Source organism: Providencia sp. 2024EL-00732 (genome assembly GCF_044006275.1).
Lineage (GTDB): Bacteria > Pseudomonadota > Gammaproteobacteria > Enterobacterales > Enterobacteriaceae > Providencia > Providencia huashanensis.
In genome coordinates, this window is sequence record NZ_JBIPDG010000020.1 from 21800 (window position 1) to 35613 (window position 13814).

The following is a 13814-nucleotide window of genomic DNA, read 5'->3' on the forward strand; positions in this document are numbered from 1 at the left end:
GAAACTGCAACTATCACCTTTATTGATAAAAGCTAATAAAAACCCCACTTATTGATAAGCGCTGATAAGAAAAAACGTTATCTTGATATTGAGGTTTACATTTCTGCCCCCATATACTTTCTTATATTCATAATGGTGCGCTAATTTTATGTCCCATACACCAATCGTATTTGGGTATAAATTCACCATTTAACTTTTATTGTCAACACAGTAAGCCTTGGCCTACGAGCACAAGCCTGCAATCACAGGATGTTTTATGACAAATGCATTATTAACCGATTCTGCCCTACCTCGCTTTTCTACTATAGAGCCTGCACATGTTTTTCCTGCTGTCGAGCACGTACTCACCGAGTACCGTCAAACAGTTGAAAACCTCCTTGATGCCACAGACCAATATACTTGGGATAACCTGTGCCAACCGTTAGAAGAAGCCAGCGATAAACTATCCAGAGTTTGGTCGCCAGTGAGCCACCTGCATTCGGTAAAAAATAGCCCTGAATTGCGTGAAGCCTATGAACAATGTTTACCGCTGCTGTCTGAATTCAGTACGTGGATGGGTCAGCACGAACCTTTATATCAAGCCTATAAATCATTAAAAGAAGGCGCTGAATTTAACTCACTCAGCCAATCACAGCGGAAATCTATCGAGAATACTTTACGTGATTTCGAGCTATCTGGAATTGGCTTACCCCCTGAAAAACAGCAACGTTATGGTGAAATTGTTGCGCGTTTGTCAGAGATTGCCTCTAAATTTAGCAATAATGTGCTTGATGCCACCATGGGGTGGACGAAACTCATTAAAGATGAAAAAGAATTAGCGGGTATGCCAGAAAGCGCCATCGCGGCAGCTAAAGCCATGGCAGAAGCCAAAGGTGAAGAAGGTTATCTATTAACCCTCGATATGCCAAGCTACCTACCTGTCATGACTTACGCCGACAACGCAGAATTGCGCCGTGAAATGAGCCATGCATATAGCACTCGTGCTTCAGACCAAGGGCCAAATGCCGGTAAATGGGATAACAGCGAACTCATTGATGAGTTAATGGCATTACGCCATGAACTTGCACAATTATTAGGTTTTAAAAACTACGCTGATAAATCTCTGGCAACAAAAATGGCAGAATCACCAGAGCAAGTATTAGGCTTCTTAAATGACTTAGCACAACGCGCCCACCAGCAAGGTAAAGATGAACTTGCTGAATTAACCGCCTTTGCAAAACAGCATTATGGTGTCGATACCCTAGAGTCTTGGGACTTAGCGTATTATAGCGAAAAGCAGAAACAGCATAAATTCTCATTAAGTGATGAGCAACTACGCCCTTATTTCCCGGAGCAACGTGTCCTTAATGGCTTATTTGAAGTCGTTCACCGTATTTATGGGTTAACGGCAAAAGAACGCAATGATGTAGAAACATGGCATAAAGATGTGCGTTTCTTTGAGTTATACGATGATACCAATACTTTACGCGGTAGCTTCTACCTAGACCTCTATGCACGTGAACACAAACGTGGTGGAGCTTGGATGGACGACTGCATGGGCCGTATGGTGCATAAAGATGGTTCATTACAAAACCCAGTTGCTTATCTAACCTGTAACTTCAACAAACCATTAGGTGATAAGCCAGCACTCTTTACCCATGATGAGGTGATCACACTATTCCACGAGTTTGGTCATGGCTTACATCATATGTTAACGAAGATTGATGTTGCTGATGTAGCAGGGATCAATGGGGTACCATGGGATGCGGTAGAACTACCAAGTCAGTTTATGGAAAACTGGTGCTGGGAACCTGAAGCACTCGAGTTTATTTCAGGGCATTATGAAACAGGCGAACCATTACCTGCAGAAATGCTAAGTAGCATGCTGGCTGCGAAAAACTACCAATCTGCAATGTTTGTGCTACGCCAATTAGAGTTTGGTTTATTTGATTTCACCTTGCATGCTGAATATGACCCAGCTAAAGGGGCTCAAGTTATGCCAACCTTATACGCCATTAAAGATAAAGTCGCGGTAGTGCCTTCACCTAAATGGGCACGCTTCCCGCATGCCTTCAGCCATATCTTCGCAGGGGGTTATGCTGCGGGTTATTACAGCTATTTATGGGCAGATGTTTTAGCCGCAGATGCATATTCGCGTTTCAGTGAAGAAGGTATTTTTAATCGCCAAACTGGTCAGTCATTCCTTGACAATATTTTAAGCCTCGGCGGCTCTGAAGAACCAATGGCGCTATTTGAGCGCTTCCGTGGCCGTAAACCAGAACTAGACGCGATGTTAAAGAGCTATGGTATTCATGGCTAATAGCACTGCGATCCAATTGATCTGTGAAGAGGGTGCCGATCGCGGCGCCCTTTCCCAACTTTCTGAAAAATGGCAGCTTTCTCATACCCCTAACGCGGTGATGGCTCTGGTACTAACCCCTGAAAACTTACAACTACGTAAACTGGATGAACCCAAACTCGGGGGGATTTTTGTGGATTTTGTGTCAGGAGCCATGGCTCATCGACGAAAGTTTGGTGGTGGTCGTGGTGAAGCTGTCGCCAAAGCTGTTGGAATTAAAAAAGATTATCTTCCTGACGTGATAGATGCGACGGCTGGCCTTGGCCGTGATGCCTTTGTTTTAGCCTCTCTAGGCTGCCGTGTCCGTATGTTAGAACGCCACCCTGTTGTGGCTGCATTATTAGATGATGGCCTACAGCGGGGCTATCAAGACGCTGAAATTGGAGAGTGGTTAAAAGAGCGTATGTCTTTGATCCATGCTTCTAGCATTACCGCTTTAAAAGAAGTGACTCACGCACCCGATGTTATTTACCTTGATCCAATGTATCCACATCGGCAAAAAAGCGCTTTAGTTAAGAAAGAAATGCGAGTGTTTCAGTCATTGGTAGGGGCTGATGATGATGCGGATTCCTTACTCGCACCAGCTATCGCCTTAGCAAAACGAAGAGTGGTTGTTAAACGCCCTGATTACGCAGAGCCCCTAGCGGGACAAAAAGCGCCTTCAGCAATTACGACAAAAAGCCATCGATTTGATATATATCCGTGCATTAAAAATAGTGATTAAAACGTAACGGCGAAGGGCGTATGTACAGGTGAAATTATCAATATAATACAGCCGCCCTTTCGCGTACGTTTACAGGTCAGAGAATTACAACACACCCTGCCCAAGCATTGCATCTGCGACTTTCACGAAGCCTGCGATGTTAGCGCCTTGAACATAGTTTGTTTGTTTCTCCTCACCCCCAAATTCAACACAGTGTTGGTGAATATCCAGCATGATGTGATGTAAGCGAGCATCTACTTTTTCAGCTTTCCAACTGAGACGAGCCGCATTTTGCGCCATTTCTAAACCTGACGTTGCCACCCCACCCGCATTCGCGGCTTTACCTGGCGCAAACAAAACACCCGCTTCTAGGAACAACTCCGTTGCCGGAATAGTTGTTGGCATATTCGCCCCTTCTGCGACTGCTTTGACCCCATTTTTAATCAACACTTTTGCAGCATCAATATCTAGCTCATTTTGTGTTGCACAAGGTAACGCAATATCCACTGGCACATTCCACGGTTGCTGACCCGCTAAGTAAGTTAAACCAAACTCTTTGGCATACTCTTCAATGCGACCATAGTTATTTTTGATTTCTTCTAAACGAGCCAGTTTTTCTGTTGTAAAACCATCTTCATCCACCACAGTACCGCCTGAATCAGAAGCTGTGACAACTTTAGCACCCAGTTCCATGCATTTATCAATCGTATACTGTGCTACGTTACCTGAACCAGAAACAGCAACTCGCATACCATCAAAACCTAAGCCATGGCGTTTTAACATCGCATTAGTAAAGTAAACTAAACCATAGCCAGTCGCTTCTGGGCGGATCAAACTCCCACCGAAAGACAGACCTTTACCCGTAAATACACAAGAGGTGTCGTTAGACAGTTTTTTCATCATACCGGTCATGAAACCGACTTCACGTCCACCCACACCAATGTCCCCAGCAGGTACGTCAGTGTTTGAGCCAATATGGCGATATAATTCAGTCATCAAGGCTTGGCAAAAACGCATCACTTCACCATGGCTTTTCCCTTTAGGATCGAAGTCAGACCCCCCTTTGCCTCCGCCCATCGGTAATGTTGTTAACGCATTCTTCAGTGTTTGCTCAAAGCCTAAGAACTTCAGAATTGATAAGTTAACGGATGGGTGAAAGCGCATTCCACCTTTGAATGGCCCAATGGCTGAACTGAATTGAACACGCCAAGCACGGTTCACTTGCACTTTGCCGTGGTCATCAACCCAACATACGCGGAACTGAATAACGCGCTCAGGTTCAACGAAGCGTTCAAGTAATGCTTGGTCACGATACTTTGCATTTTGTTCTAAAAAAGGCCAAAGAGAAGTGAATACTTCCCGCACAGCTTGTAAAAACTCAGGCTGTGAAGGATCTCTTTTTTGGACAGACTCCAAGAACGAAGATAGTGATTGTGTCATCTATGTCTTCCTTTTTAACATGTAGTTGTTGTGATGTGCCTCACTCTTTCTTGTCATTATTTTTAGGAAATGTGAGGTTGATTTGTGTTTGCCTATTGAATATATCATTAGTTTGTATTCTAAATTCAAGGTTTTTTTTCACTGTAATGCAAAATAAATCGCTTGACCTGCCAATAACCACCTCGAAGTACATATTTTGTAACAAAAAAAACGCCTGCATAAGCAAGCGTTTTTAGTGAATAATTTTTCTAATTTAGCGATGTGACTTATTCTTCATCGTCATTTAATGGCACAATCAACATATCCACATGAACTGTATTGATTAGCTGACGAGCAGATGACATTAACTTGCTCCAGAAATCTTGGTGATGACCACAGACGACTAAATCCATATTATATTTTTTAATCGCATCAACCAGTACTTGGCCTAAATCACCACTACCGCTAAGAGTTTCTTGGATTTCATAATCTGCACCTGCAGACAAGTCCTTCAGAGCGTTACGAGTTTCATCCGTAATACGCTGTTGCATGTCACCAAGGTTGACATCAATAAGACCTGTGTAGAGGTCCGAATAGTTCACATCAACATGGATCATGGATACTTTGGCCCCGTAAGGTTTTGCCATAGAGACAGCCTTATCCAGTAATACTTTACTTTCAGGTGATAAATCTACCGCCACAAGAATATGTTTGTAAGCCATAAGTAAACTCCTTCCAAATGCTGATTATCCAGTGGTTATGCCTTCACCACATCTTTATGAATACTATACCTGCAAATTGTGATTATTAAGTGTTGCTTTGATCACATCTAAGCAGATTAACCTTTAAATCATCAGTTCATATAACATTTTATAAAACAATAACATCATTCATTCAATATTAATATATTTGCCTAAACAATTTGAGCTAAGGATACACTAAAATTGCGTAAAACATTCTCCCATGCTCTTTTATATTTTAGACGAACATACATAGAAACTACTGACAATTTTCTCAATATAAACAAATAGTCATCATAATTTTGTGCCCGCTGCACTTTTTTTAAGCAAGAATATATCCTACAATAAAAAAACTTAGTTTAAGTGCAACGTTTTGCTGTATTTCCTTTGTGACAATTGCAGTGAGCTAGGCGCAGTTGAACTTTGCTGGTCACTTCTCATTAATACAAGGCATGAAAATCAATAGCATTACGGTAAAGCGATAGCTTTGCTGCTGAGAGAACCAATCAAAAGGTCAATAGCCCCTAGGTTCTAAGGAGGGGATTATGTTCAGTATGATTGCATTGTTTTGGGCATTATGTATTTTATGTATCTTGAATATGATGCGGTATTTTTCTTCAATTCGTGTTTTATTGTCCATTTTAAGGGATTCAGACCCTCTGCTCTACCAATCCGTTGATGGTAATGGGTTTTTTACCACCCATGGTCAACTGAACAAACAGCTGCGATTGGTTAGGTACATCAATAATAAACAATATATTGACCACTACGACCCAGAAGTCATTTTACGCTGTGAGCGAATTCGTAAGCAATTTATGATGATAAGTAGACTTAGCATTCTTGTTGCTGTAAGCCTAATCTACTTATTAGTGACAGGTTAATAATATTCACCCACCTAACGATAAAAAAAGAGTGATGGCCGTAAGGCCATCACTCTTTCGTATATTTATATTACTATGTTCATGTAACGTTTAAAGGCCCCATACAAACGATATGAAGCCAAGTTAAGCGCTGTTAGATAAACAGCAATGATAGCCAGTACAAACCGCCAGATAACACAATTGAGACAGGCAGAGTCAGTAGCCACGCTAAAGCAATGCTCTTGATGGTTTTAGTTTGCACACCACCACCGTCGACAACCATGGTACCAGCGACTGCTGAAGATAAAACTTGCGTCGTTGAAACAGGCATCCCAGTGTAACTTGCAACACCGATGGAAACCGCCGCCGTGACTTGCGCGGAAACACCTTGCGCATAAGTCATGCCTTTCTTACCAATTTTCTCACCAATGGTAACAGCAACGCGCTGCCAACCAAACATGGTACCTAACGATAACGCTAAGGCAACAGCAATGATGATCCAAAGTGGCGCATACTCAACGGTATACAGCAAGTCATTACTCAATTTTTTCAGTAAACTCGCATCTTTCGAACTCGTTTCTGGTAACTTAGCAACAGCATTTGCGGTATCAGAGATACACATCAATAAACGACGTGCATGATTACGTTGATCAGGCGTTAGCTCTTCATAGCTTTGAATGCCATCCAGCATGGTTTGCGCTTGATTTAAAATCGCACCAGTACGGGAACTATCACAGTGGAATTCACCACCGGGCTCATCGCTGCTTTCAGCCACCACAGGGGCATTTTCTATCGCATGGTTTAACGCTGGTTTATGTGTTTCATAGTATTGTTGCAGGTGGACAACCGCATCATGCGTTTTAGCGATATCATAGCCGTTTGAATTCATATTCATCACGAAGCCCGCTGGCGCAACACCAATTAGCACCAGCATGATAAGACCGATGCCTTTTTGGCCATCGTTCGCACCATGGGAGAAACTGACACCAACCGCAGATAAAATCAATGCAGTACGCGTCCAAAATGGTGGCTTACGCTTCCCATCTTTTTTCTCACGTTCTGCTGGGGTTAAGTGAATTCGACGACGTTTCTTTGTGCCACTCCAATAACGGCGCAAAAAGAAAATCATCAAACCAGCTATCACAAAACCAATTGCGGGAGATAAAATCAATGACATGAAAATACTGATCATTTTCGGTACGTTCAAGGCATCAACTACAGATGAATCAGTTACAATCGCGTTGGTTAAACCCACCCCGATAATCGCCCCGATCAGCGTATGTGAACTTGAAGCAGGGATACCTAAGTACCACGTTCCAAGGTTCCAAATGATTGCAGCCAGAAGCAATGAAAAAACCATTGCAAGGCCGTGAGCTGAGCTCACATTAAGCAAGAGGTCTGTTGGTAAGAGGTGGACAATTGCATACGCAACGCTCAACCCTCCCAGCAAGACACCGAAAAAGTTAAAAACCCCTGCCATGACAACTGCGAACTGAGCCCGCATTGCTCTGGTATAAATAACCGTTGCTACCGCGTTAGCGGTGTCATGGAAGCCATTTATAGCCTCATAGAACAGCACAAATAACAGTGCTAGAACTAATAATAGACCTGTATGAAATTCTAAACCTGTAAAAAGATGTAGCATAGACGTTAAGCCATTATATGTTGGACATGAACGCGGCGCATTATCAGTGACAAACGCTGGCGGTGGAAGCAAAATCTAACCTTTTTTTGATTTAACTACCCATCAAAAAAGTACCTCATAGTAATTACCCCATATATTTCAATAGATTGGCTTAAACAAATTTATTCTGAATTTTTGCAACTTTTTAACGATGTTTCCAGAAAATAATCATCATTTGCTATTTTTTGCCGAATTTCTCTAATTATAATACGTCCTACATACTTTTCATCAGTTCTACCTCAAAGCTTTACATTACAATCATGACAAGATGACGTAAAATATCTATGTTCATAATGTAATTATGCTTAAAATCAAATATATAGAGAACCTTATTGTGAAAAATATTGACGTTATTATTTTAGGTGCAGGTGCAGCAGGTTTATTTTGTGCCTCACTCGCTGGCAAACGAGGCTTAAATACGCTGGTGCTTGATAACGGAAAAAAACTCGGCAGAAAAATATTGATGTCCGGGGGTGGCAGGTGCAATTTTACAAACATGTACACAGAACATAGCAATTACCTTTCAAGTAACCCTCACTTTTGTAAGTCAGCACTTGCTCGCTACACACAATGGGATTTTATTGCCTTGGTCGCAAAATATAATATTGCTTACCATGAAAAAACATTAGGGCAGCTTTTTTGTGATAATAGCGCACAAGATATCGTCGATATGCTAAAAACTGAATGTGATTTACCAAATGTGGCTATCAAGCTACGCAGTGAAGTCACCGCCGTCGAAAAAACAGATAATGGTTTCTTAGTTACTATCAACGGGGAAAATGTGAGTGCCCACTCACTCGTTGTTGCAACCGGAGGGTTATCTATGCCCGGTCTCGGTGCAACACCCTTTGGTTATCGTCTCGCAGAACAGTTTGGGCATACCATTATTCCTACACGTGCAGCATTAGTGCCTTTTACTTTACACAAGCCACTGTTAGAAGCATTACAAGTACTTTCAGGTATATCCGTTCCTGCTGAGGTTACAGCAATGGATGGGACCGTATTTAAAGAAAATATCTTGTTTACCCACCGTGGTCTCTCTGGGCCTGCAATTTTGCAAATTTCTAGTTACTGGCTTCCTGGCGAGTATGTAAGTATTAACTTACTTCCTAACCTTTCATTAACAGACTTTATTATGGTAGAAAAACAAAAACACCCTAACCAATCACTTAAAAATACACTGGCTAAATTATTACCAAAACGGTTAATCGAGGTATTACAGGCGCTAGGGCAAATCCCTGAGTGTCCACTAAAGCAACTTAATCACCCTCAGGTTGAAGCACTACATAACACCTTACATCAATGGCAGGTACAACCTAATGGAACTGAAGGCTATCGTACCGCTGAAGTTACACTTGGTGGAGTGGACACACATGAAATTTCATCTAAAACGATGGAATCGCTTAAAGTATCTGGCTTGTATTTTATTGGTGAAGTCATGGATGTGACGGGTTGGTTAGGCGGCTATAATTTCCAGTGGGCATGGAGTTCAGCAGCAGCATGCGCTGAAAATTTACCTTAATGTTTAGGAACAATAAAGTTTGTACACAAGCCGGAGAGTTTGTACATAAAGGCGATTTTGGAATAATAAAGTTTGACACTAAGCTATAATGACCTTTAAAACATGTGATGGATCGAGGTCATTTTGGCTGGGCGCAGAAAACTAGATTCGCTATCAGATTTCCAGCGAGCATTGAAACAGAGGTATGGATTGGGAGTGCGAGAGGCCTACAAGCCATGGCTTCGCGTCCAAGATGTAAGTTCATATGGTCACAGTGCCAAGATTCAAGGCATAAAAACTGGGCGTATTCATCACACCCTTTCTGAACATGAATCTTCGTTTTTTTATCTCGCTGAATTTTGCGACACCATCATTGATATCCGAGAACAGTTCCCTCTAATTCCTTTAGATCTATCTACCAAAATTGCTCAGGCACTGGGTGTCGACCATCCTGTCATCCCTTACTCAAAGCAAAATGAGTGGAACGTGGTGACAACAGACTTCTTATTGACCCGATCGGATGGTGCTAAACAATGGTATGAGGCTGTAAGCGTTAAACCAACTGCTAATCTCGTCAACAAGAGAACGGCTCAAAAGCTCGATATCGAGAGAGTCTGGTGGCAATTGCTCGGTATCCCCTTTCATGTTTATGTCATGTCTGAAGATAATCAGATTCAGTCAAAAAACATCCAGTGGTTCACCTCTCCTATTCGGCAAGGGTGTATACATCCAAGAGCACTGATGCATAAAGCAAAGTCGTTAGTTGGTACAGGCACATATTTAGTAGAGGACGTTTGTGAGGGGTTTATTGAGGCGCTAGATATCGATTCAGACGAATCATTGATGTTGTTGAAGAGCCTTTTAGCCACAAAACTAGTAACCGTTGACCTTAACAATTCGATTGAGGAAACAGGCTTAATCAAAGTCACACGGGTAGATATGGGTGATTCGGAGCAGAACTATGCAGGTTGAGATCAATAGCGTTTGGAGATTAGCAGGTATAGATGGTTTTGATGATGGCCTTTACCGAGTATTGGCTTGCTATCCTGATTATGCCACGGTGGTCCTCTTTCAAATTGTGGAAGGCTCAAAACTACAAAGACCAGCTGCTGTCGATTTGCCATTTTTTCTAAGACAGGCTGAAGAAGGGGCGATCAGCCCTGAAAAATACCCGAAGCCGCATTACCAATTGTCTGATGATAGAAACGTACCGTCTGATCATCTGCAAAAACGTGATAACCGCCTAGAGCAAATCAAAGGTTTGATATTGGATCCTTGGTTTCTTTTGAAGCTTGTTACGGACTCACGTTCAAGAATAGTAGCTGAACATGCCAAAAAACAGGGTGTTTATGTTCAGGCGTTATACCGTTCTCTCAACCTCTACTGGAAATATGGTCAGGAATACAATGCGCTTCTACCGGCTTATACTAACTCTGGAGGAGCTGGAAAAACGCGAGTCGCGGGTAAAGTAAAGCGCGGAGCACCAATAAGACTATCTACACCAAGCCTTGCCGCCCCGCCAAGTGTTAACACTAGCGAGAAAGATAAAACCATATTCCTAAAGGCTATGAAGCGGTTCGGAATGAAGGGTAAGAAAGTGACATTCCGGAAGGTTTATGACCAGATGTTAACGGAGTTCTATGCAAAGGAACTAATTGCCGCTGATTTGGAAAGTAGGGTAGCGCTCGTTCCTCAATATCGAGCATTTTTATATTGGATTAAAAGGCTTATTCCTCAGCAGGAGTTGATTCGGAAGCAAACATCACCTGGTGATTTTGATCGTAATCGCCGTGGTCTTCGCGGTGCAGCTACTGATCATACGGCTGTTCCTGGCAGCTGTTTTGAACTAGATGCGACTGTTTTGGATGTACATGTGGTTTCTGAGTTCCGTCGTAATCATGTGCTTGGTAGGCCAACTGTTTACTGTGTAGTTGATAAAGAAAGCCGAATGATTGTCGGCATTCATGTGTCTCTCGAGTATGCATCTTGGCGAGCTGGCCGTCAGGCGTTGGTCAACGCGTTCACATCTAAAAAGGAATACTGTGCTCGATATGGTATTGAGATTAAGGACAGCGAATGGCCATGTCATCACATACCTCAGAGACTTCTATGCGATCGTGGTGAATTTATTTGTCAGGATGCAGAAAATCTTGCAGTTCCTTTGATTGGACACCTGAGCATAGCTCCACCTTATCGAGCTGAACTCAAAGGCATAGTGGAGCATCGTTTTAACATATTAAACGAAAAGCTTATCCATGATTTGATGGGGACAACCCGAGGCCGTCACTATATTCGCGGTGATAAAGATCCAAGAATGGAAGCGGTATTAACTCTTGATGAGGTTAATGCGTTGTTGATTGATGCGGTTCTTGAACACAACAGTCAAGTTTTTGAGAGCTTAGCGGGTCAATGCAGTCTACTCATCGAGAAAGAGTTAGCACCCACTCCTATTAATTATTGGAATATCCATCTTCAAAAGCATCAACATGCCTTGAGTACACTGGACGAGGCAACCATTAGAGCGCGCCTCCTACCTGCAGATTGGGTTTCGATGACAAGCAAAGGGGTGAGGTTAAATGACGATATGTACTATGAGTCTGATCGCCCCGATTTTGAAGACTGGAAAGTCATTGCTCGCAGTGGCAGTAGTTGGCGTTTAGAAGCAAGAATAGATCAGGACAACTCTTCCTTTATCTTCGTTCGATTTAAGCCAGATGAGGGTTTCTCCCAATGTTGGCTCCGTAAAGCATCAAAATCATTTGATGAGCGTCATCACGCAGATATTTTATTTTTTGAGGACTGGAAAAAACTGGAAAAGCATCGTGCCAAGCCTACCGCCAAGTCTGTTGAGCGCCATCAACGCCGAAAAGAAATCACTCAAAATGCTCAAAATGAATCAGCTAAAGCGCCCCCTTTAGAATCAAAAGCTGAAAAGATAAAGGGCATGAAAGAGCGCCGCAGGCAGTCTGTCCTTGAGGCACGAGTAACGGCAAAACCGGCGGATGATATGGGTCATGCCCCCGATATGCCTGAGTTTGACAAACGCAATGACGAAAAAAGAAAGAATGTCGTCTCTCTGTTAAAGCGCAAGAAAGGTGAGTCTAAATGAATAGAGCAGCTGCCGTTTATCAAAGAGCAATTCTGCCTGAGCATTGTGGTAACCCTCTAATCGAGGCTCTTCCTCCTAAATTATGTGATAGCGAGTTGGCAGAAAAACTGAGCTACTACCCCTCTTGTCACTATGAAGAGACACAGTTGGATCCGTTAGAAAGGGTTGAATATGTATCTCGCCTCAGAGAATTAAGACAGCCATTGCCTGTTTACTTAGAGGTTTTTCGGGCTGTTGAAATGGCGATAAAGGAGGGTTATTCAGCGAAGAATCCTTTGTCGCCAACCACGATGAACTTTCTACATTATTCGGGAGAGGAACGTCCAGACATAGAACCTGTCACGGGATACTTTAAGCCAAAAGGCTCTGGCATTACCGTGATTGGAGAAAGTGGAGTGGGAAAAACCTGTATGCTGGAGCAAGTTCTGGGGTGCTTTCCAGATACAGTGGAGCATTCATATTACGAAAACAAACTGCTTCCCCTGCGTCAAGTTGTATGGATAAAGGTCGACTGTCCTGATGACTCAAGTGTAAAGGGACTTTGCTATCGGATACTTGAAGAACTTGACCGAAAACTGGGCATACCACAGACGAAACCAGCAAGCACCATCGCAGCTTTGATCAGTCAAATTGAAGCAAAGATGAAATCGAGCTTTTTGGGTATTCTCGTCATTGATGAGATGCAAAACCTCAATCTAGCAAAAGCGGGAGGCGCAGATAGATTAATTGGTTTTTTGCACAATCTCGTCAATAACCTCGGTATTCCCCTTCTGTTCTGTGCCAACCCTCCGTTCAACAACCTGCTAAGCAAAACACTCAAAGCAGCGCGTCGTGCAGAAAGCAGTGGATACTTTGATGTCGAGTTGATGAAAAATGATGAAGAATGGGAGCTGTTTATCGAGGAGCTTTGGCAGTTGCAATGGACAAATGTTCCCACACCTTTGACTGATGAGCTAAGCGATACATTGTTTGATTTGTCAGTCGGCAATATGGATTTAGCGGTAAGGATATATCAGGCGACGCAACGGGCGCTAATAGGCAGTGATGATGAGGTGTTGACTCCAAGTGCTTTGAGATATGGCGCAAGTATTGTTATCCGCTTATCGAAACCAGCAGTAGATAAAATCAAACGAGACAGCAAAATTTCGGTGCTCAAACGGCGCAGTGAGTCTTCAAAACCAAAGGCTCCTGTAACGTCAGCTAACGAAAGTGCAGGTAAACCTAAGCCTCAGTTGACAACCTCAAAAGGAAAACTAGTCACCATTCCAGGCGATTTAACCAAAGCACATCACCCTGAATTTTCTGAGCGAGTAATTGAGCTAAAGAATCTGGATAACCTTTATGAGGAGATTAAAGACTTTGACCTTTTCCAGAGAGCATCGGATGCGAAGAACCCGCTTGAAATACTGAAAAAAGCAGGCGTTCTATGTGATGACCCTCTGGAGATATTCAAGTAAGTT

General features: G+C 42.7%; 10 protein-coding genes. 7 read left to right on the forward strand and 3 right to left on the reverse strand.

Features of this window, described 5'->3' with window-relative positions; all coding sequences use genetic code 11:
• Positions 1 to 256 precede the first annotated feature (256 nt).
• Positions 257 to 2299 (forward strand): oligopeptidase A, encoded by a 2043-nt coding sequence (gene prlC, locus ACHB7C_RS19985; RefSeq protein WP_395348384.1) that lies wholly within the window; start codon positions 257 to 259, stop codon positions 2297 to 2299.
• On the forward strand, positions 2292 to 3062 hold the full coding sequence (rsmJ, locus tag ACHB7C_RS19990) for a 16S rRNA (guanine(1516)-N(2))-methyltransferase RsmJ (RefSeq protein ID WP_048605560.1): 771 nt from the start codon (positions 2292 to 2294) through the stop codon (positions 3060 to 3062). Before prlC ends, rsmJ begins: the two co-directional genes overlap by 8 nt.
• Before the next feature lie 84 nt (positions 3063 to 3146).
• Here rsmJ and gdhA read toward each other — a convergent pair whose 3' ends face one another.
• Complete coding sequence (gene gdhA, locus ACHB7C_RS19995; RefSeq protein ID WP_042848589.1) at positions 3147 to 4481, reverse strand: NADP-specific glutamate dehydrogenase; 1335 nt, start codon at positions 4479 to 4481, stop codon at positions 3147 to 3149.
• Between the two features lie 266 nt (positions 4482 to 4747).
• Positions 4748 to 5182 carry a universal stress protein UspA gene (gene uspA, locus ACHB7C_RS20000; protein ID WP_042848590.1) on the reverse strand — a complete coding sequence of 145 codons (435 nt, stop codon included), beginning with the start codon at positions 5180 to 5182 and terminating at the stop codon, positions 4748 to 4750.
• A gap of 563 nt (positions 5183 to 5745) precedes the next feature.
• Between uspA and uspB the strand changes: the two genes are divergently transcribed.
• Positions 5746 to 6081 (forward strand): universal stress protein UspB, encoded by a 336-nt coding sequence (gene uspB / locus ACHB7C_RS20005; protein WP_042848591.1) that lies wholly within the window; start codon positions 5746 to 5748, stop codon positions 6079 to 6081.
• A 133-nt stretch (positions 6082 to 6214) separates the two neighbouring features.
• Here uspB and pitA read toward each other — a convergent pair whose 3' ends face one another.
• The gene (pitA, locus tag ACHB7C_RS20010; protein WP_042848657.1) at positions 6215 to 7705 is read right to left on the reverse strand and encodes an inorganic phosphate transporter PitA; all 1491 of its coding nucleotides are present in this window, start codon (positions 7703 to 7705) and stop codon (positions 6215 to 6217) included.
• A 373-nt stretch (positions 7706 to 8078) separates the two neighbouring features.
• On the opposite strand from pitA, the gene ACHB7C_RS20015 reads away from it, so the two are divergent.
• From ACHB7C_RS20015 to ACHB7C_RS20030, 4 genes are all read left to right on the forward strand, one after another.
• Positions 8079 to 9266, forward strand: a complete 1188-nt coding sequence (locus ACHB7C_RS20015) for an NAD(P)/FAD-dependent oxidoreductase (RefSeq protein ID WP_042848658.1) — start codon at positions 8079 to 8081, stop codon at positions 9264 to 9266.
• A gap of 195 nt (positions 9267 to 9461) precedes the next feature.
• Positions 9462 to 10217, forward strand: coding sequence for a TnsA endonuclease N-terminal domain-containing protein (locus tag ACHB7C_RS20020; protein WP_226616996.1), 756 nt, complete (start codon positions 9462 to 9464; stop codon positions 10215 to 10217).
• Positions 10207 to 12354: a transposase gene (locus ACHB7C_RS20025; protein WP_395348388.1), complete on the forward strand. Its 2148-nt coding sequence runs from the start codon at positions 10207 to 10209 to the stop codon at positions 12352 to 12354. The genes ACHB7C_RS20020 and ACHB7C_RS20025 overlap by 11 nt, the downstream gene beginning before the upstream one ends.
• Positions 12351 to 13811: an ATP-binding protein gene (locus ACHB7C_RS20030; RefSeq protein ID WP_166266163.1), complete on the forward strand. Its 1461-nt coding sequence runs from the start codon at positions 12351 to 12353 to the stop codon at positions 13809 to 13811. Before ACHB7C_RS20025 ends, ACHB7C_RS20030 begins: the two co-directional genes overlap by 4 nt.
• Positions 13812 to 13814: the final 3 nt, after the last annotated feature.